The sequence below is a fragment of the Streptomyces sp. NPDC016562 genome (assembly GCF_043076955.1).
GTDB lineage: Bacteria > Actinomycetota > Actinomycetes > Streptomycetales > Streptomycetaceae > Streptomyces.
This window is the reverse complement of sequence record NZ_JBIBRZ010000002.1, coordinates 1,318,978-1,338,437: the sequence shown is the minus strand read 5'-3', so window position 1 is coordinate 1,338,437 and position 19,460 is coordinate 1,318,978. Positions and strand designations below refer to the sequence as shown.

Genomic DNA, 19,460 nt, shown 5'->3' with positions numbered 1-19,460 from the left:
GCCCGGACGGTCAGAACCGGAAGACGCCGAGGTCGCGCACCGTATCGGCCAGAGCGCGGATGAGGTCGTTCTCGGCTTCGGTCCTCCAGACCAGGGCGAAGTCCAGCCTGGGCATGTCGGGGAGGGGAAGCCACCGGATGTGCGACATGCCCCAGTACCGGGTGACGTGACCGGGGAAGGTGTGGATGATGTCGCCCATGCCGACGTGGCCGATCAGCTCGTCGGCGGTGTCCGACGCCGCGGCCGTGACGCGCTCGATCGTACGGCCGCGGGGGGTGTGGAAGGGCAGGTAGCTGTCCTCCCAGTAGTCCGGCAGGCCGAGGGCGGTGGCGTGCGGGAAGTCGGCGAGCAGCTCCAGGGGTACGTGGTCGCGTCCGGCGAGCCGGTGGTCGGCGGCCACGGAGAGGATCCGGGAGTCGGTGCACAGCCGCGGTCCGACGGTGAAGTCCGGCTCCTCCACCGGCAGCCAGGCGACCAGGACGTCCATGGCACCGCTGCGGAGCTGGCCGAACACGTTGGTGAAGGTGGCCTGACGGACCCGCAGTCCCCAGTGCGGGTGGCGTGCGCGGAACGCCTTCCAGTACGGGTGCAGTTCGGCCACGTTGAAGGGCATCAGGCTGACGCGCAGCTGCGCGGTGATGCCGCGCGCGGCCAACTGGGCCCGCTCCATGGAGTCGTGCAGGCCCGCGTAGACCGGCTGCAGGTCGTCGCGGAACTGCCGGCCGATCTCGGTCAGGCGCACCGCGCGGCTGGTGCGGGTGAAGAGCTCGGCGCCGATGCGCCGCTCCTGCTTCTTGATGGCCTGGCTGACGCGTGCCTGGGAGACGTGCAGCCGCTGCGCGGTCCGGCCGAAGTGCAACTCCTCGGCCAGCACCAGGAAGATCTGGATGTCCCGCAGCTCCACCGGCCCCGGCCCTTCCTCGATCAATAATCCAGCGGTTATCGAATCACGCACACGTGTTCGTTGATCATATGTGCGGGCCCCACCATCGTGTGAGGCATGCCGTCACGCGTGCCCGACCCGCCCTTCGCCGAGCACACCCGAGCGCCCTGGAACCGTCCGTGAACGACGCCGTCGACCTGACCGTGCTGTACGCGACGCACGACGCCCTGCGCCGGGAACTGGCCCATCTGGACCGCCTCACCACGGCCGCGGACCGCGACCCGCGGCAGGTGCTGACCACGGCCGCCGGGTGGACGCTGCTCAAGAACGCCCTGCACGCCCACCACACGGCCGAGGACGACGCCCTGTGGCCGCCGCTGCGACGCGGTCTGGCCGGCCGGCCGAAGGACCTGGCCCTGCTGGAGGTGATGGAGGCCGAACACGCCGCCATCACCCCGGTGATCCACGCCATCGACGCCGCGCTGGCCGACCCGGGCGGCGGCTCGCTGCCGCTGGGTCAGCTGACCGACGCGCTGGTCCGCGGCCTGGCCGGCCACCTGGAGCACGAGGAGGAGGCGGCGTTCCCGCTGATCCGGCGGGAGCTGACGGCCGGGCAGTGGGACCGCTTCAGCCGCGTCCACGCCCAGCGCATCGACCAGGACGCGCTGCTGCTGCCGTGGCTGCTGGACGGTACCGACGCACCGACGGCGCAGCGGCTCCTCGCCCGGCTGCCCCCGCCGGCCCACGCCGCCTGCACCGGGCGGTGGATCCCGGCGTACGCCGTCCTCGACCGCTGGGGCGCAGACGGTGCGGGCAGCGGAGGCAGCGCAGCCGATGCGGACGGCTCCACCCGACACCGGCCCGCCCCGGGCCGGCCTCCACAGGAATGAGTAAGACGACATGCGTGTGCTGTTGATGGCGTACGGATCGCGCGGCGACGTCGCGCCGCTGGCGGGACTGGCGGCGCGATTGCGCGAACGAGGCGCGGAGGTACGCGTGTGCGCGCCCCCGGACGAGGAGTTCGCGGAACTGGTGGCCGGTGTCGGCGCCGAACTGGTGCCCTTCGGGCGGGACGTGCGCGCGCTGCGGACGGGAGCGCCGCCGTCGGACGCGGGCGCGTTCGCGGCCGAGCTGGTCGCCGCGCACTTCGAGACGGTCGGCAAGGCGGCCGAGGGCTGTGACGTGCTGGTGGCGAGCGGACTGATGCCGGCCGGTGCCCGCTCGGTGGCCGAGAAGCTGGGCATCCGCTACGTGTACGCGGGCTTCCACCCGTTCGAGATGCCCTCCCCGCACTACCGGCCGTCCCCGCGGCCCGGCCCGCCGGTCCCGCCGGACCTGACCGATCACCAGGCCCTGTGGGACCTGGACGCCCAAAAGGTCAACGCCCTCTACCGGGAGCCCCTCAACGCCCACCGCGCGGCGCTCGGCCTCGCGCCCGTGGACAACGTCCGCGACCACGTCTTCACCGAGCGGCCGTGGCTGGCGGTGGACCCGGTGCTGGGCCCGTGGGAGCGGCTGACGGACCTCGACGTCGTGCAGACCGGTGCGTGGATCCTGCCCGACGAACGCCCCCTGCCCGCCGACCTGGAGGCGTTCCTGGCCGCCGGGACCGCGCCGGTGTACGTCGGCTTCGGCAGCATGCCCCTGGGCTCGGCCTCCGACATCGCCCGTACGGCCGTCGAGGCGGCGCGTGCGCTGGGCCGGCGCGTGCTCGTCTCCCGGGGCTGGGCGGACCTGGACCCGCTGGACGACTCGGACGACTGCTTCGCCGTGGGCGACGTCAACCACCAGGCCCTGTTCCGCCGGGTCGCGGCCGTCGTGCACCACGGCGGCGCGGGCACCACGACCACCGCCGCCGTAGCCGGTGCGCCGCAGGTGGTGGTGCCCCAGTTCGTGGACCAGCCGCACTGGGCCGCCCGCGTGGCCGAGCTGGGCATCGGCGCCGCGCACGACGGCCCCGTCCCGACCCTCGAGTCCCTGTCCGCGGCGCTCGGGACGGCCCTGGACCCCGAGACGGAGGCACGGGCGAAGGCCGTCGCCGGCACCGTCCGCACCGACGGGGCCGCCGTGGCCGCGCAGCTGCTCCTGGAGACGGGGCAGGCCGCGCCGTTGAGCCGCGAACAGATCTCCATGATCGCCCACGCCGACCACCCCATCAAGGCGCCGCTCGACGACGACTCGGTCAGCGTGCTGCTCGAACGCGGCCTCCCGCGAGGCGACGAGCGGGTGCTCGACCTCGGCTGCGGCACGGCGGAATGGCTCCTGCGCGCCCTGGAGTCCCGCCCCCGCCTGCGCGCCGAGGGCGTCGACGTCTCGGAAGTCTCCCTGACGCAGGCCCGCCGGGCAGCGGGCGGCCGCGGAGTCGGCGAGCGCCTGCTCCTCCACCACCAGGAGGCCGCGGACTTCAGCTCTCCGCACGCGTTCGACCTGGTGGTCAGCGTCGGTGCCACCCATGCCTTCGGCGGTCTCCTCCCCACCCTCGCGGCGGCCCGCAGGCACCTGGCTCCCGGCGGCCGCGTCCTGATCGGCGAGTCGTTCTGGGACCGCGCCCCGTCACCGGAGGCCGTCGAGATGTTCGGTGACCTCGCCGACCTGGCGACCACGGTGGACCGGATCGTCGCCGACGGATGGACCCCCGTCCACGGCCACATCAGCACCCGCGGTGAGCTGGACGCCTACGAGTGGGCCTGCTGGGGTTCCCTGGCCTCGTGGGCCCTGGACCACCCCGCCGATCCGGCCGGCGCGCAGGCGCTGGAGACGGCCACCGCCCAGCGCGCGCAGTGGCTGCGCGTGTACCGGGACAGCTTCGGCTTCCTGTGCCTGGTCCTGCGCCGGACCTCGCAGTGACCGCGCCGGTTGGGGCCGACCGGCCTTCGTTCGTCCGCTGGACCATGCCATGGCCGACGCCGACCGCGGCGGCCGGAAAGTGAGCACACCGATGCACCCGACGTTCGTACTGGTACACGGAGCCTTCGCGAACTCCTTCTCCTTCGCGCCGCTCCAGGCCGAACTCGGCCTCCTCGGGCACCGTTCGGTCGCCGTCGACCTGCCCGGCCACGGGTTCCAGGCGACCTTCACCCGCGCCTACCAGGCACCGCAGGACCCCGCGGGCCTCGCCAGTGCGCCCGGTGGGATCAAGGGCGTCACCCTCGCCGACAACGTCGCCCACCTCATCGGGGTCCTCGAACGGGCCAAGCGCAACGGCCCCGTGATCCTCGTCGCCCACAGCCGGGGCGGTGTCACGGTCACGGCCGCGGCCAACGCCCGCCCGGATCTGATCGACCGCGTCGTCTACGTCTCGGCCTGGTGCCCGGTCCGGCTCGACGTCAACGACTACTACGGGGAGCCGGAGATGGCCGGGGTCGACCCCGCCGCCTTCGCTTCGGCTCTGGCCGGCAGCCCCGCCGACCTGGGCCTGCTCCGCGTCAACTTCCGCACGGCGGACCCGGAGTCGCTCGCGGCGTTCAAGTCGGCCTTCCTCGCCGACGGCACCGACGAGCAGTTCCTCACGTTCCTGAACACCTTCCAGCCCGACGAGAACCTGGACGTGGGCGGCTCCGCCGACCGGGCCCAGGCGGCGACCTGGGGCCGCATCCCCAGGACGTACATCCGCCTGGCCGACGACGCGAGCCTGCCCCTCGCCCTCCAGGACCGCCTGATCCGCGAGGGCGACGAGCTGACGCCGGACAATCCGTACGACGTCCGCACCTGCGCGGGCAGCCACCTGAAGTGGCTGGTCGACCCCGCGCCGGCGGCCCGCGTCCTGGGCGAACTCGCCGCACTGCACGCCCGGTCCGCGCAGGCGTGACCGTACGGGAGGAGCAGGAGCTTCGGCTCAGCCCTCCACACCGGTCGCCGAGTGGGGTGCCCCCACCGGCTTGGACTCCGGCGATCCTCGCTGCCTCAGGTAGATGGCGAGGATCGCCATGGAGGCCACGGCCAGCAGCTCGGACTGCCAGTTCTGCAGCGTGCGGCTCCAGAAGTCCGCGGAGGAGATGTACTGGGCCCAGGTGGTGGGGGCCTGGAGCCCGCGCAGCTGTTGTTCGTTGTAGGCGGCGACTCCCGCGACGGACTGGGCCAGCCAGGACAGCAGGAAGACGACTCCCATGACCAGGCCGAGGGAACGCGAGTAGAGGAAACCGCGCCAGTCCGTGGCCGCGGCCCAGCGGGGGGAGTCCTCCTTCGCGTGCGGGCCCACCATCTGTTCCTTGTCCGACTCGGTGCCGGCCTTGTGGAGTTCTTTCGATTCCGGTGAGCCGCGTTGCACCAGCCAGACGGTGGCGAAGATGAAGAGGAAGAACTGCAGGTACTCCGACTGCCAGTTCTCGGTGACGTCGACGGCGAAGTCGGACGAGGTCAGGTAGGCGCCGAAACCGATGGGCGCCATACCGTCGCTGACGAGCTGGTTGTTGAAGTCGGCGTGCCCCGCCACGGCCTGGCCGGCCAGTGCGAGCAGGAAGCCGATGAGGAAGAACAGCCCCAGACCGTTGTGGTGGAGGAAGCGTCCGACCCGGTGGCCGGGCGCTGCGTTCTGCTTGCCGGATGCGGGTTCCGTGCTCATCGGTGCATCAGCCCCAACGTCATGAAGTACGCCAACCCGAGGAAGATCAGCAGCAGCGTTCCCGCGAACAGCGTCCTCATGGCCGTGTCACCCGCCTTTGATCGCGCATTGGTACGGCTGCTGGTGCCGCGGCGTACAACCGGCAGCGGTCACCTTCCATCCCGCGGGGAACCGGGCCAGGAAGACGGTGTCCTGCTCCAGTACCACCCTGGCCTGGTCGCCGTACACGTCCACCGTGCGCACGGCGCCGGCCGCGGGTAGTTCCTCCTCGCCGATCGCCTGCTCGCAGCGGCTCTTGGCCGACTGCTCCAGCTCTTCTCGGGTGGAGGGCGCGAGGGCGGCACACAGCCGGTCGTGCTGCCCGGCGCTCAGGGCCCGCTCGAAGCGGACGACCTCCGCGGCGGCGCCGTCACGCCGCTCGGAGAGGGAACCGCAGGAGGTGAGGGTGAGGACGGCCGCCATCGCCGCGATGCCTCGCCAACACCATCGATTCAGCATGCAGTACCTCCCGCGAGACCCGGGCCCGGCTGCCGGTCCCGCCCGGTAGGGGGCTGAGCGGCTATCTGCTCATGGAACGTTCACTCGCGCGGCGGCGCAACACGAGACGTCGCCCGACGAGACGCCCGCGGTGCGGCGGCGGTGTGGCGGCGGTGTGGGGCGCCGGACGCTCCCGGGTCAGGATGAGGAGGGCGCGCCGCTCTCCAGGAGGTCCTTGAGCTGCGCGTGATGGAGGTCGGCCACCGGGGCGAGGAGGTCCGGGTGGCGCAGCAGCGCGGCCGCGTGCCGGTCGTTCTCGTTCGGATGGCTCAGGCGCCGGAAATCGATCGTTTCGCCCGTCGCCCGCGTCGACCCGGCGAGCGTGGCGAGCGCCGCGGTGACCAGGTCCGGCGTGCCGAGCAGGCAGGCGGCCCAGCTCGCCACGACCTCGTCCACCCACGTGCGCCACGCGTGCAGCTCCGGGTCCGAGGACTCCTCGGTCGCCGCGCCCGTGACCCAGTCCAGCCGTGCGGAGCCGCCGGGCCCCGTCAGGTTCATCAGCTGGGCGTCCATCTCCGTGGGATACCTCAGCCACGCGGCGACGGTGACGGCCTGGCGCGCTTGGGCCTCGGCGAGGGCGCGCTGCAAGGCGCCGCGGCCGGAGGGATAGGCGTGGGTGATCCACTGGGCCGTCGCCGCTATGAGCGAGGAGAGAGAGGAGTCTGCCGACACGGGTGGCCAATTCGGAGTAAGGGGGAGGCGAAAAGGAGGAAAAAGGGATCGTATCCCCTCCCGGCCTTTCCAGGAATGGCGCAGGTCACAGGCCTTTCCGAGCACCTGAGACCGACACGCTGGGTGGAGGGGAACCACGCTCTGTGAGCGCCGCGCGATTCACTGGGGGTCCAGGAACCTCACAGAGAAGGGCACTCCCCATGGGACATGGCGGTGACGTGATCGCGGAATTGATGACCGATCACCAGGAGGTCGAGGAGCTTTTCGCGAACATCGAGGAAACGCCCTCGGGTGACGCCCGCAGGAAGATGTACGCCGACCAGGTGACCATGGAACTCGTCCGGCATTCGGTGGCCGAAGAGGCGTACCTGTATCCCGCCGTCCGCGAGCACGTTCCGGGCGGCGACGCCATCGCCGACAAGGAGCTGGAGGATCACGCCACGGCGGAACGCATCATGAAGGAACTGGAGGGATGCGACGCCGACCATCCCCGGTTCGACGAGCTCGTCACGAAGCTGATGACGGAGATCCGCAGCCACGTGAACGACGAGGAGAACAACCTGTTCCCCCGCCTGCGGCAGGCCTGCTCCGCGGAGATGCTGGAGAAGCTCGGCGACAAGGTGCGCCAGGCCAAGAAGACGGCCCCCACGCGCCCGCACCCGTCCGCCCCGGACAAGCCGCCCGCCAACAAGCTCCTGGCCCCGGGGGTCGGGCTCGTCGACCGCCTGCGTGACGCGATGAGCGGCCGGGGCAAGGAACCTTCCTGAACCTCCCTGCGCCCCCACGCCGACCTCCGCCGGGCCGGCGGCACCCGCGTGACCGGGTGCCGCCGGCCCGGCGCCGCGCCCGGCCGTCTCACCGTTTCGCCCGCCCTCGCGCGGGCAGCCGCCCCACGGGGTCATCGAGACGGAAGGACACGGAGATGACCGGGCACACACCGGACGCCGCGCGGCCGAACGGCTACGAGCGCGCCCGGAGCAGCGAGGAACCGGGAGCCCACTCCGGCTCGGAGAGTCAGGCGCGCGAGCGTGTCGTACCCGGCACGGCGAGCGCCCGCGAGGGCTACCACCAGGCCGGCACCGGGAGCGGGGAGCCGTTGGCCGGTGTCGAGGCCGCACCCGAGGAGACAGCCAAGGAGACAGCCGAGGATCGCCCGGACAAGGGCTCCGGGAGCCGGTGAGGAGGACGGGGCCGTGGCCGTCACCCGCGCGCAGGTCCGCGCCCTCCTCGATCCCTCCGGTGAGGACCACTCCCTCGTGCTGCTGGAGGGTCGTACGGAGGTCGTCCCCTCGGCCCGGCTGACGTCGGAGCCGTACTCCGGGGCCGTGGAAATCGCCTCCGGCCATGATCTGGCCGCGACGATGCCCTCCGGCACACCGAGCGAGCAGGACCTCGACGCCCTGGCTTCGCGGCTGGACACCGCGATCACGCACCTGGGCGCGTGAACCCGACCCCACCGTCCGGCCGACGGCCGACGGCCGACGACCGGCGACCGGCGACCGGCGACCGACGACCGACGACCGACGACCGCACCGGGCGAGCGACCGTCCGACCCGGCCTCCCCTGGGCCTCGCGCACCATCCCGTCGATCCCACCCGAGGTGGCCCGGCCGTGAGCCCCGACCCCCGCACCACCGTCGTCGTCATCACCCACAACCGCCGCGACCAGCTGCTGCACACCCTCGACCGGCTGGCAGCGCTCCCCGAGCGTCCGCCCGTGATCGTGGTCGACAACGCCTCGACCGACGGGACCCCGGAAGCCGTCGCGCGGCTGCGGCCGGAGGTCACCCTCCTTTCTCCCGGCCGCAATCTCGGAGCGCCGGGCCGGAATCTGGGCGTGCGCCACGCCCGTACGCCGTACGTGGCGTTCAGCGACGACGACTCCTGGTGGGAGGCGGGATCCCTGACGCGCGCGGCGGACCTGCTGGACCGCTACGCGCGCCTCGGGCTGGTCGCCGCCTGCGTCCGCGTGGGCCCCGACGCCGACCCCGATCCGCTGAACGGCCTGCTCGCCGCCTCCCCGCTCGGCCGCGCCGTCGATCTGCCCGGGCCACAGGTGCTCGGGTTCCTGGCCTGCGCCGCCGTCGCCCGGCGGGACGCCTACCTCCAGGCGGGCGGCTACCACCCGGTCCTGTTCCTCGGAGGCGAGGAGACCCTGCTCGCCTACGACCTGACCGCGTACGGATGGGGCGTGTGCCACGTTCCGGACGTGGTGGCCGTCCACCGGCCGACCGGTGGGGTGCGGCCAGGCCGGCCCGCGGTCCAGCGCCGCAACGCCGCCCTCGCCGCGTGGCTACGGCGTCCCGTGGGCGTCGCCGTGCGGCACACCCGCCGACTCGCCGTGCAGGCCCCGCGCGACCCGGACGCCCGCCAGGCGCTGGCGGGGGTGCTCAAGCGGCTTCCGGCGGCGCTGCGCTCACGTCGTCCGCTGCCACCGGCCGTGGAGGCGGCGGCCCGCCTCCTGGACGCGGACGCGGGGCGCCCCTGAACGGCCGAGTCGCCTGGTCCCAGGAGTGACAGCGCCCCCGGCCCGGATGCGAGCGGAGCCCGCGCGGGAAGGGATCCGCGCACGGATGGGCGGCCGACGTAGCGGCGGCCGCCGCCGGTGTTCCGCCGGCAGGCAGCATGGGCAACTGGGTGGACCGGATCGCGTCGCCCTGGGGCGGCCGTACCCCGTACGCACGGGACGAGCCGTGGCCCGAGCGCCTGGACACGTACCTGGCCGAGGGCGTGGGTCCGGACGACGTCGGCCGGTGGGTGCAGACCGCGTCGATCCTCCACTCGGGCGGTGACGCCATGGACATCGCCGTCAAGGACGGCGCCGTGGTCGGCGTGCGCGGCCGGGCCGTGGACCGGGTCAACCGCGGGCGGCTCGGTCCCAAGGACGCGTTCGGCTGGCAGGCCAACGCCTCACCGGACCGGCTCACCAGGCCGCTGGTACGCCGGGGCGGCCGGCTCGTCGAGTCGGACTGGGACACCGCCATGGACCTGGTCGTCTCCCGCTCCCGCGAGCTGCTCGCCGAGCGTGGTCCGGGGTCGATCGGCTTCTACACCACCGGCCAGCTGTTCCTGGAGGAGTACTACACGCTCGCGGTCCTGGCCCGGGCCGGCATCGGCACCAACCACCTGGACGGCAACACGCGCCTGTGCACCTCCACCGCGGCCGAGGCGCTCAAGCAGTCCTTCGGGTGTGACGGGCAGCCCGGCTGCTTCGACGACATCGACCACGCCGACGTCATCGCCCTGTTCGGACACAACATCGCCGAGACGCAGCCCGTGCAGTGGATGCGCGTCCTCGACCGGCTCGACGGCGCCGATCCCCCGCGCCTCCTGTGCGTCGACCCCCGCCCGACGCAGGTGGCGCGCCGCGCCGCCGTCCACCTCGCCCCGCGCGGCGGGACGAACGTGGCCCTGCTCAACGCGCTCCTGCACGAGATCATCCGTACGGAACGGATCGACCGCGCCTACGTGGAGGCCCACACGGTCGGCTTCGAAGAGCTGGCCCAGACGGTGGCGCACTGCACTCCCGCCTGGGCCTCGGGCATCTGTGACGTCCCCGCGTCGAGGATCGGGGAGGCGGCCGAGCTGCTCGGCACGGCCGACAGGCTGCTGTCCACGGTGCTCCAGGGCGTCTACCAGTCCCACCAGGCCACCGCCGCCGCCGTGCAGGTCAACAACCTGCACCTCGTGCGCGGCATGCTGGGGCGGCCGGGCGCCGGCGTCCTCCAGATGAACGGGCAGCCCACCGCCCAGAACACCCGCGAGTGCGGCGCCAACGGCGACCTGCCCGGCTTTCGCAACTGGGAGAACGACGAGCACGTCGCCGACGAGCCTGTGACCGCAGCGGCCCCCGCTCCCGCCGCCGGGCGGGAGCGGGGCGGTGGATCACTTCAGGACGCCCGCCCCGGCACGGCGGGCGAGTGACGCGGGCAGGTCCGCGGCGGAAGACTCCAGGCCCCTGGCCAGGGCGGGCTTCCAGGTGACCTCGGGCTTGATCTTCTTCTTGTTCGCCGCGTTGTGCGCGGCGACGAGGTCGGTGACCGTGCCGTTGACCATGTTGCCGCTTCCGGCGAACGCGCCCGTGCCGTCGCCCGACAGGAGCTGGGAGGTCTTGCGGTCGGAGGAGAGCGTCCAGTGGTTGTTCTGCGCCACGATCTGGACACCTGCGCGCGCGTTCACGCTGTAGCTGTGGGTGTAGCCGTTGCGCGGGGTGGTGTCGAAGTGGTTGTTGTAGAGGTGGACCTGCCCGACCCGGGCCAGCGGTGCGCGCTGCACGATGCCCTGGAAGACGTTGTGGTGCAGCGTGACGCGGAGTTTCGTGTCCTTGTCGCTGCTGCCGATGAGCATGGTCTTGTCGTGGTCGCTGAAGCGGTTGTACGAGGCGGTGACCAGGTCCGAGGCGTTGGTGATGTCGAGGGCGCCGTCGTGGACCTGGTACTCGCGGCCGAAGTAGCGCGGGTTGGTGGTGTCGACGTTCGGGGTGTCGGTGAAGGTGTTGTGGTCGGCCCACACGTGCGTCGACCCTCGCAGGGTGACGGCGTCGTACGCGGAGTTCCAGTTGCCCTCGGAGCCGTCCGTGGGGTCCCACTGGGGGAAGCAGTCGCGGGTGTCGGCGAAGGTGAGGTTGCGGATGATGACGTTGTCCGCCTTCTGCACGAGCAGGCTGCCCCCGTCGATGCCCGCGTCGGTGCCGGGCACGCCGATGATCGTGGTGTTCGACGGCACGGTGATGCCCACCCGCTCGGCCTGCTTGGCCTGGGCCGCGGCCCGCGCGGACTCCTGCGGGCCGGACGGCAGCTTGGAGCGTCCCCATACCGCGGGGTCGTAGGCCTTGAGGTAGGCGGCGAGCGTGTAGCCGGTGCCCTTCGCGTAGTCCGCACAGCCCAACCGGCGTCCCTGGTCGTCGGTGTTGGCGTCGATCCGGCCCTTCACCCGGATGATCCGCGCGGCGCCGGACGGGCCCGCGCGGAGCGCCTTGACCAGTTCCGCCCGTGTGGTGACGGTGACGTCGTGCTGGGCGTCGGCGGCCCGTCCGCCGGTGGTGCCGGAGCCGCTCGACGCCCAGCCGTCCTGGGCGGCCAGGGCCTCATGTGCGAGATCGACGGCGCCCGCGTCGGCGCGCGCGGCGAACGGCAGGACGCCCAGACCCGCCGCGGTGACGAGTCCCGAGGTGACCAGGGCGAGACGGCGACGGGCGGGGAGGCGACGGCGAGAGGAAGAGGGCATCGGGTGGCGTTCCTTGGGGGGTGGGGCGGAGTACTGCTCTGTCACCCCTCAGTTGCCGCCGCGGCCACGGGAGTTGCCGCGCAGAGGCGAGAGTTCGTGTGGTGTGCGTCACGCGGCGGTGCGTACGGGAGCCGCGAGCCGTACGGAACCCGGGGGTTCCGTACGGCTCACGCGTTCCTCAGGGGCGCTGCGTCACAGCGCCGGGTGGGCGTTCTTCAGGAGCTCCTGGAACTGGGCCGAGAACCACTGGCCGGCCAGGGGCGCGTTCGGCAGGGAACCCGACATGCTGTTCCCGTTGCGGGCGTTGCCGGTGTAGGTCGGGTCGCACATCCGGTCGAAGCCCTTGCCCTCGTCGTTCGGGATCTCCTTGCTCGCCCCGTCCGACTCGCCCGGGGGCTTCATCCACACGTACGCGTCGATGCCCGCGGCCGGAGCCGCCTGCGGCCGCTCGCCGAGCCCGGCCCCCGCCTGGTTGCACCAGTTGCCGAGGTGGATGCGCCGGTCGTAGCGGCCCCCGTTGACGTACGTGTCGACGCTGGTCAGCGCGCCGGGTCCGGTGGGCCGGGCCGCACCGCCCCACCCGTTGCGGGAGGTGTCGATGAGCATGCCGACGTTCGCGTCGAAGCCCAGGGAGACCGCCTTGGCCCGCATGGCCTGGGCGTAGGACAACTCGTCGGTGTACCGGTTCCAGTCGACCCACTTCGACTGCCGTACGGAGGTGCCGTTGACGGAGTCCTCGATCTTGAAGTGGTCCTCCTTCAAGGCGCTGAAGTTGGCCGTGTTCACGATGAAGCCGTGCACCTTGGAGAGCGTGGAGCCCTCGGCGGTGGCCGCCTGCTTGAACAGCTCGGCGGAGGCGCCGAAGTTGTCGTCCCAGCCGAGCCAGCCGTGGTGGCCCGCGTCCACGTAGTTGTAGACGTTGGCGATCGAGCCCAGCTTGTTCAGCGCGTAGCCGACGCCCTTGATGTAGTTGCCGTTGGTCTTCATGACGTCGCAGTTCGGGGTGGCCGTCGGGCGGCCTGAGACGTTGGTGACCAGGTTCGGCAGGGAGTCGATCTCGACCGTGGTGACGATCCGCAGCCCCGCGTACTTGGGGTCGGCGAGGATCGCGGCGAGGGGGTCGATGTACTGCGTCTTGTACTTGTCGATCTCGGTGGGGCCCAGTTCACCGTTGGAGGCGAGCGCGGAGCAGTCGCGGCCCGGCAGGTTGTAGACCACCAGTTGGACGACGAGCTCGCCGCTGCCCTTCTGCGCCAGGGCCGCGTCCAGGTGGTCGCGCAGGCCCATCCTGCCGTTCCCACCCTGGAGGGAGGCGATGCGGTCCAGCCAGACGCCGGTGGGCTGGTTCGACACCTTGGTGCCGCCCGGTTCGGCAGCCGCCTTGGCGGACCATTCGGGGTTCACGTACACCTTGGCGCCGGCGTACGGGTTGTCGGCCTTGCCGCCGGAGGGCGGCGGGGTCGTGGGGGGCGTCGTGGGCGGAGTGGTCGGCGGCTGCGTCGGCACGGTGGCGCCGTTGCAGGTGACGCCGTTGAGCTTGAAGGTGGCGGGGACGGCGTTGGTACCGCTGTACGAGGCGTTGAAGCCGAAGGACGTCGAAGCGCCCGTGGCTAAGGACCCGTTGTAGGAGACGTTCTTGGCGGTCACGGCCGTACCGGACTGGGTGATGGCGGCGTTCCAGCCCTGGGTGACGGTCTGATCGCCCCCGTAGGACCATTCCAGGGTCCATGCGGTGAGCGGGTCGCCGGTGTTGGTGACGCTCACATTGGCGCCGAACCCGGTGTTCCACTGGTTGGTGACCTGGTACTCGACCTTGCAGCCGGCGGTGGCGGCGCCGGCGGTGGTGCCGAACACGGTGGCGGTGGCGCCGGCGGCCGTGACGAGGCCGAGGGCCGCCAGCAGGGCGGTACGGCTGGTCGTGCGGCTGATGGTGCGCTGGGTTGTGCGGTGGGGCGTGCGCTGGGGCGTGCGGCTCATTTCGAGGTGTTCCTTTCCGTCAGGGCGCGCAGGTGGTCGCGCAGCCCGGCTCCGAATGCGGTGGGCGTGCCGTCGTACGAGGTGATCAGGGCGGGACCGGAGGCACAGTTCCAGGTGTTCCAGGTCCATCCGAGATACGAGAGGGAGCGGTCGTCGAACCACTTCATGACCTGGTCGATGAACCCGTGTCCGCAGGTGTTCTCACCGATCTCGCCCGCCACCAGGGGGACCTTGGCCGCGACCGGTGCCAGGCTGCTCTGCCAGCACGCTTCGTTGACACAGGCGTTGAAGTTGTAGACGTGCCAGGCCGCGGCCAGATTGCCCGTCGGGTCGACGGGTGCGTGGGTGAGCCACTGGCTCAGGTCGTTGGAGTAGGCGATGCCGGGTACGAGGACGAGGTTGCGGGCCCCGGTCGCGCGGACCGCGTCCACGAGGTCCTGCATGCCGGCGACCTCGTAACCGATGCCCGGGCAGGTGCCGCCGTCGCGCCAGCAGGACCAGGCCTGGCCGGCGGTGGGGGTGGCCCGGTCGGGGTACGGCTCGTTGAACAGGTCGAACACGACCCGGCGGTCGTTCTTGAAGGTGTCCGCCACCGAGGTCCAGAAGGCGGGGGTGTACTGCGCGTCCGGCATCGGCTTCTGGCAGGAGGCGTGGACGTCGGAGCACCCCGAGGAGTTGCCGGTGTACTGGCCGTACGTCCAGTGCAGTTCGACGATCGGGGTCATGCCGTGGGCCAGGACCCGGCCCACCAGGCCCTTGACGGCGTCGACGTACTGCGCGCCGCGGTATTCGGGCTTGATGTGGTCGAGGCCGAGCCAGCACTCCTCGTTGAGGGGGATGCGGACGGTGTTGGCCTTCCAGTCGGCGATGGCGCGCACCGCGGCGTCGTCGACGGGACCGTCGAAGATGCCGTGGCCCTGGACGCACATGAACTCGGCCCCGGACCGGTTGACGCCGAGGAGGCGGCGGGTGGCGCCCTTCTGGTCGGTGAGACGGTTCCCGCTGACGCTCAGCTCGGGCGCCCCGGAGACCGGGCCGGGGGGATCGGTGGGACCGGTGGGGGTGGGCGTGGGGGTAGGGGTCGGGGTGGGGGTGGGGGTGGGGGTGGGGTCGGTGGGGCCCGGCGCTGTGGTGCAGGCCACGCCGTTGAGGGTGAACGTGCGGGGCGCACTGTTGGAGAACGACCACGAGGCGATGAAGCCGGCGGTGACGCTGGCGCCCTCGCCCAGCGTCCCGTTCCAGCTCTCGTTCACGGCTGTGGCGCTCGCCCCGGACTGGGACCAGGCGGCGCCCCAGCCCTGACTGATCTGCTGGCCGTCGGGAAAGCCGAAGCCGAGGCTCCAGCCGTTCAAGGGTGTGCTGTTGTTGGTGAGGGTGACGGACCCCTGGAAGCCGCCGGGCCAGGAACTCACGACGGAGTACTGGACGGTGCAGGAAGGTGCGGCCGCTGCTCCTGGGGCCGTACCCACTACGGCGAGAGCGGTGCTCGCCAAGGTGAGCACCGCTCCGCCGAGCAGGGCGGAAAAACGCGGGGGGTGTCGCATGAGCGACTCCTTGCAGAAGGGCCACGCCCTGACGGCGCGCCGACTGACGGAATCGCTCCCACTGGTTGGGGCCAGACCGTAGCGGCAACTGACGCCGTGCGAAAGGGCAGTCACCGAATTGCCCCGGGCGCGCCTTCATTTCTTCGGGCGTCTTGACGCCGCTGCCCCCGGTCCCCACAGTGGGAGCGCTCCCACTGGTTCAGAGCTTGTGCTCACGCACTTCGCACGCCCCGCACTTTCCCGAGTCGCGAGGAGAACCCCCCACATGCGCACCACGACGCGCTGCCTCGACAGGGCGCCCCCGGATCTGGATCCACCAGCGCTCAATGGAGTCAGTCGACGCTTCAGAGACCTCGGTCGGGCGCACTCATGTCCCCCGTCGCCGGAATGCCGTCGGCGAGCCCGTAGCGCAGGTGGACGATGCCGTTCGGGCTGGCCGCCGGGGGCGCGAGGAGCGTCACGTTGGTGGGCACCGCGCCCTCGTCGAACACCTTCTTGCCGACGCCGAGCACGATCGGGTGCAGCCAGAGGTCGAGACGGTCGAAGAGCTTCTCCCGCAGGAGCGTCTGCACGAGGTTCAGGCTGCCGACGACCTTCACGTGCTCGTGCCGTTCACGGATCTCACGCACCGCGCCCGCGAGGTCCGGGCCGAGCTGCGTGGATCCGGCCCAGGAGAGGTCGGGCCGGCCGCGGGAGGCGACGTACTTCGGGACGCGGTTGAAGAGCGTGGCGATCGCGTCGTCGGCGCCGCCCTCCTGGTGAGGCCAGTAGGCGGCGAAGATGTCGTAGGTCCGCCGGCCGAGCAGGAGGGCGTCCGTGTCCTCGTACGCGGCCCCGACCTGCGCCCCGGCGACCTCGTCCAGCAGGGGCGCCTGCCAGCCGCCGAACGGGAAACCCGCCGGGTCCTCGTCGGGGCCGCCGGGTGCCTGGCCGACGAGGTCGAGGGTCGCGAACATCTCGATGTGGATGAGGCCCATGTCTTGCTCCCGATGAGTCGGTTGTCTCCGTCAAGAGATAGACCTACGGGAGCACCCGGACTCATCGCCGCGCCGGGCCCTGCCCCGGATCACGCGCGTGGTGACGTGCCGGGCCGTCGCCCCCGACCCTAGGAGGCGGGGCTCGGCGCCGGGGTCTCGGCGGACCAGAAGTCGGAGCGGACGTTGGGGGTGGGGATCTCGCCCTCGTACGTGCGGCCGTTCGCCGCCTTCGTCGGCGCCGCCACCTTCGACTCCTTCACGCACGGGGTGGTGACCTCGAAGAAGGCCTGCCCCTCGTGACCGAAGAGGACCATGATGCCGAAGCCGTCGGGGGACGTGGCGACGATCTCGGGCATGTCCTTGTCCGGATTCACCGTCTTGATCTGATAGCCGCTGGCCTTCCAGAAGCTCTCGACCACTCCGAGGAAGTTGCCGCGGCGCTGCTCGGAGACGATCGTCATCACGTTCCAGTAGCGCGTCACGTCGCAGCTGCCGGTCGTCGTCGTGTAATGAACCCATTCGACCTCCGGCTTGATCGCGCCGACCGTCGCGTAGAACATCGCGTCGGCGCGCTCCGCCGCTCCCTGCATGTCCATGCCTGCCACTGTCCCTCGTCCGTGTCCGTCCTTGGTGCCGTCCGACGGCCCGCATCCTGCGAGCAGCGCGCCGGCCAAGGCCAGCGCGCAGGTCAGGCGAACGGTCCGGGTGATGCGCTTCATCGGTAATCTTCCCTCACGATGTCCTCGGGGTGTCCGGCGACGATCCTGGCGATGTTGTTCGCCGACGTCTGGTCCTTCTCCGGAGTGAAGTACTGGGAGTGGGCGTCGAACCCTCCGCCGTCGAAGACCATCCTGGGCCCGTCGTCGACCAGGAAGCGCTGTGCCCCGAAGGCCTCGCTCGCCGGATCCTTGCCGAAGTACACGTCGTCGTCGCCGATGTCGAAGAGGTCACGTCCGACCGCGACTCCCAGCGGGCCTCCCACCAGCCAGCCGAGCGCCGCCTCGTCCTTCGAGGGCAGATGGGTGACCGGGTCGTTGTCGGCGGCGCCGACGAAAACGTGGTCCTTGCCCACGCCGAGCTCCGTCGCCTTCTGCGCGTCCACGCCGGGGCTGCCGAGCAGGATCACGTCGTCGACGCCCGGGATCCCGCCGGACTGCTGGGCGGCCGTGCCGACGGTGAGCGAGCCGTAGGAATGGCCGATGGCCGTCACATGGGGGTCCGCGTTCTCGTTCGTCGCCGAGAGGCCCGCCATGAACTGGTTGTACGCCGGGGCGCCGCGCTGCGCGTCGCCCCTCGTCATCACGTCCACGTTCTGCGGGGCGTCGTAGCCCAGCCAGACGATCGCGGCACTGGACGGGTCCAGTCGCTGGGCGCCGATGGCCGTGTCCTGGGCCCGCTTCATCGTGTCCTTGACGAACTCCTCGTTCAGCCTGGTGCTGAGACCGGGGACGTACGCCGAGACGTTCTTGGAGGTGTCGGGGTTGCCGTAGGAGACGATCGCGCGCCCGTTGCCCTCGTCCCCGATGCCCAGGAGGAACATGGGCGGGCGGCTGGGCTCGTTGAGTTTGTCCTGGATCATGCGCAGGGCGTCGAGCTTGGTCTTCGCGTCGTCGCCGCCCCGGTGCGCGAGGTCGTCGATGAGGACCGGAAGGTAGTTGCGGTTCGCCTCGTCGCGGGAGACCGCCGGGATGCCGTCCAGGCCGCCGATCAGGTCCGGCGCGACCTCCAGGTACTCCTGGCGCTGTTCCTCGGTCAGGCCGTCCCACCACTTCTTACGGTCGGCGGGGCTCTTGTCCTGCGGAACGCCCTCACCGAGGTACGCGCCCGCGGTGGAGCGGACGTCGGAGGTGTCGCGGAAGACGTCCTTCAGGGTGGCCTCGGTGACGTCGAGGCCCTTCTCCGCTTTGAGGGCGGCGAGGGTCTTCGCGTACCGGGCGTCCGTCTCGCGGGCGGACCGTACGGCCCGGGCGATGCGGTCGGCCACGTCCTGCGCCTTCGCCGCGTTCGGGTTGAGCGGCTTGAAGCCCGAGTAGCCGGGGTAGAACGGCGACTGCCCCTGCGCACCGAAGCCGGGCGGTTCCAGCGGGAGGCGGGAGCTGCCCTGGACGGTGCTTCCCGGGGCCTGCTTCTTCGCGCCGGTCAGGTCCGCCACCTCGGTGGCCGGATAGCTGACGGAACCGTCCTCGTGCACGGTGAAGTTCAGGGCGGCGGCGTCCGCGAGGGCCTGCTTCAGCTGGTTCTTGGGCTCGGCGAGATCGGCGGCGAGCCCGTTGAGCACCGTACGGACGAGCCCGCACTCGGTGTGCAGGTACTGGAAGTTGCGGCTGAGGCGCTGGAGTCTGCCGAGGGCCGCCGCCGCCGATTCGCTCTGCTGGGTCTCCCGGAGCTTCGCGGACATGGCGCGGTCGACCCGTACGCGGTCGGAGTCCGAGCGGTCCGAGACCTTGTGCCAGGTGTCGCCCGCCTCCGTGAACTCGGAGGTCTTGAGGTCGCGCAGCTGCTGCCAGGTGAGGGTCGAGGTCATCGCTTCGCATCCGCCTTGCCGCCGCCGACGCCCTTGAAGGAGGTCTCGATCGCGGCGTCCGTCTCGCCCATCTCCTTGGCGACCTTCAGCAGGGTCCCCTCCAGCTGCTGGCACTCGTCCCGCACGGCCTGGAGGCGTTCCTCCCAGGACGTCAGCACGCTCTTGAGGGCCGCGACGGAGCTGAGACCGGCGGCTCCCGCCTCGACGCCCTCGTGGCCGGGGCCGAGCGCCGCCCGGCTGGTCTCCGTGCTGGTGCGCAGTTCGCCGGCGGTGGCGGAGGCGCTGGTCCAGGGGCCCTTGCTGTGCTGGAGGTTTCCGGTCCCGCCCGCGCCGGTCGTGGGCTCGGGGGCCGTCGAGGCGAGCCGCATCGCGGGCCCGCCGCCCGTCGGTCCGTCCGCCGCTCCGCCCGTCGGACCGTCCGCCGGTCCGAACAACTCCTGCCAGCGCTCCGAATAGGACACGGCTCCCCCGTCTGCATGTGCGTTCCGCTTCCGCGCTCCGAGAGACTAACGCAGGCCACGGACGGGTGTGCGAGCGAGGACGGGTCGCGTGCTGCGGGT

Annotated in this window: 18 protein-coding genes and 2 pseudogenes; 9 read left to right on the top strand and 11 right to left on the bottom strand. The window is 71.6% G+C overall.

Annotated elements, in window-relative coordinates; genetic code table 11:
• Positions 1-10 precede the first annotated feature (10 nt).
• Positions 11-928 carry a LysR family transcriptional regulator gene (locus tag ACF059_RS13640; protein ID WP_392055750.1) on the bottom strand — a complete coding sequence of 306 codons (918 nt, stop codon included), beginning with the start codon at positions 926-928 and terminating at the stop codon, positions 11-13.
• A gap of 134 nt (positions 929-1,062) precedes the next feature.
• On the opposite strand from ACF059_RS13640, the gene ACF059_RS13635 reads away from it, so the two are divergent.
• From ACF059_RS13635 to ACF059_RS13620, 4 genes and pseudogenes are all read left to right on the top strand, one after another.
• A complete protein-coding gene (locus ACF059_RS13635; RefSeq protein WP_392055747.1) occupies positions 1,063-1,773 on the top strand; it encodes a hemerythrin domain-containing protein in 711 nt (236 codons plus the stop codon).
• Positions 1,774-1,783: 10 nt separating this feature from the next.
• Positions 1,784-2,974: pseudogene (locus ACF059_RS13630) on the top strand (glycosyltransferase); the annotation flags it as partial.
• Between the two features lie 18 nt (positions 2,975-2,992).
• Entirely contained in the window at positions 2,993-3,730 is a 738-nt protein-coding gene (locus tag ACF059_RS13625) for an SAM-dependent methyltransferase (protein ID WP_392056684.1), read from the top strand.
• A 91-nt stretch (positions 3,731-3,821) separates the two neighbouring features.
• Complete coding sequence (locus ACF059_RS13620) at positions 3,822-4,691, top strand: alpha/beta fold hydrolase (protein ID WP_392055744.1); 870 nt, start codon at positions 3,822-3,824, stop codon at positions 4,689-4,691.
• A 27-nt stretch (positions 4,692-4,718) separates the two neighbouring features.
• On the opposite strand, the gene ACF059_RS13615 is transcribed toward ACF059_RS13620, so the two are convergent.
• The 3 genes from ACF059_RS13615 to ACF059_RS13605 all read right to left on the bottom strand — a co-directional run bounded on the left by ACF059_RS13615 (position 4,719) and on the right by ACF059_RS13605 (position 6,653).
• Positions 4,719-5,444: a DUF6766 family protein gene (locus ACF059_RS13615; RefSeq protein ID WP_392055741.1), complete on the bottom strand. Its 726-nt coding sequence runs from the start codon at positions 5,442-5,444 to the stop codon at positions 4,719-4,721.
• 87 nt (positions 5,445-5,531) lie between these two features.
• Entirely contained in the window at positions 5,532-5,942 is a 411-nt protein-coding gene (locus ACF059_RS13610; protein ID WP_392055738.1) for a hypothetical protein, read from the bottom strand.
• Between the two features lie 177 nt (positions 5,943-6,119).
• On the bottom strand, positions 6,120-6,653 hold the full coding sequence (locus ACF059_RS13605) for a hypothetical protein (RefSeq protein ID WP_392055735.1): 534 nt from the start codon (positions 6,651-6,653) through the stop codon (positions 6,120-6,122).
• 200 nt (positions 6,654-6,853) lie between these two features.
• Between ACF059_RS13605 and ACF059_RS13600 the strand changes: the two genes are divergently transcribed.
• The 5 genes and pseudogenes from ACF059_RS13600 to ACF059_RS13580 form a co-directional block, all read left to right on the top strand.
• Complete coding sequence (locus tag ACF059_RS13600) at positions 6,854-7,420, top strand: hemerythrin domain-containing protein (RefSeq protein WP_392055732.1); 567 nt, start codon at positions 6,854-6,856, stop codon at positions 7,418-7,420.
• Positions 7,421-7,575: 155 nt separating this feature from the next.
• On the top strand, positions 7,576-7,833 hold the full coding sequence (locus ACF059_RS13595) for a hypothetical protein (RefSeq protein WP_392055729.1): 258 nt from the start codon (positions 7,576-7,578) through the stop codon (positions 7,831-7,833).
• A gap of 13 nt (positions 7,834-7,846) precedes the next feature.
• Positions 7,847-8,098: a hypothetical protein gene (locus ACF059_RS13590; RefSeq protein ID WP_392055726.1), complete on the top strand. Its 252-nt coding sequence runs from the start codon at positions 7,847-7,849 to the stop codon at positions 8,096-8,098.
• Positions 8,099-8,264: 166 nt separating this feature from the next.
• Positions 8,265-9,140, top strand: a complete 876-nt coding sequence (locus ACF059_RS13585) for a glycosyltransferase family 2 protein (RefSeq protein ID WP_392055723.1) — start codon at positions 8,265-8,267, stop codon at positions 9,138-9,140.
• A 137-nt stretch (positions 9,141-9,277) separates the two neighbouring features.
• A pseudogene (locus tag ACF059_RS13580) lies at positions 9,278-10,480 on the top strand (molybdopterin-dependent oxidoreductase); the annotation flags it as partial.
• A 57-nt stretch (positions 10,481-10,537) separates the two neighbouring features.
• On the opposite strand, the gene ACF059_RS13575 reads toward ACF059_RS13580, so the two are convergent.
• From ACF059_RS13575 to ACF059_RS13545, 7 genes are all read right to left on the bottom strand, one after another.
• The gene (locus ACF059_RS13575; RefSeq protein WP_392055720.1) at positions 10,538-11,878 is read right to left on the bottom strand and encodes a polysaccharide lyase family 1 protein; all 1,341 of its coding nucleotides are present in this window, start codon (positions 11,876-11,878) and stop codon (positions 10,538-10,540) included.
• Positions 11,879-12,070: 192 nt separating this feature from the next.
• Positions 12,071-13,855: a glycoside hydrolase family 6 protein gene (locus tag ACF059_RS13570; protein ID WP_392055717.1), complete on the bottom strand. Its 1,785-nt coding sequence runs from the start codon at positions 13,853-13,855 to the stop codon at positions 12,071-12,073.
• Positions 13,852-15,399, bottom strand: a complete 1,548-nt coding sequence (locus tag ACF059_RS13565) for a cellulase family glycosylhydrolase (protein ID WP_392055714.1) — start codon at positions 15,397-15,399, stop codon at positions 13,852-13,854. Before ACF059_RS13565 ends, ACF059_RS13570 begins: the two co-directional genes overlap by 4 nt.
• A 344-nt stretch (positions 15,400-15,743) precedes the next feature.
• Positions 15,744-16,376: a dihydrofolate reductase family protein gene (locus tag ACF059_RS13560; RefSeq protein ID WP_392055711.1), complete on the bottom strand. Its 633-nt coding sequence runs from the start codon at positions 16,374-16,376 to the stop codon at positions 15,744-15,746.
• A gap of 128 nt (positions 16,377-16,504) precedes the next feature.
• Positions 16,505-17,095 (bottom strand): hypothetical protein, encoded by a 591-nt coding sequence (locus ACF059_RS13555; protein WP_392055708.1) that lies wholly within the window; start codon positions 17,093-17,095, stop codon positions 16,505-16,507.
• The gene (locus ACF059_RS13550; protein ID WP_392055705.1) at positions 17,092-18,900 is read right to left on the bottom strand and encodes an alpha/beta hydrolase; all 1,809 of its coding nucleotides are present in this window, start codon (positions 18,898-18,900) and stop codon (positions 17,092-17,094) included. The genes ACF059_RS13555 and ACF059_RS13550 overlap by 4 nt, the downstream gene beginning before the upstream one ends.
• Positions 18,897-19,361: a hypothetical protein gene (locus ACF059_RS13545; protein WP_392055702.1), complete on the bottom strand. Its 465-nt coding sequence runs from the start codon at positions 19,359-19,361 to the stop codon at positions 18,897-18,899. The genes ACF059_RS13550 and ACF059_RS13545 overlap by 4 nt, the downstream gene beginning before the upstream one ends.
• Positions 19,362-19,460: the final 99 nt, after the last annotated feature.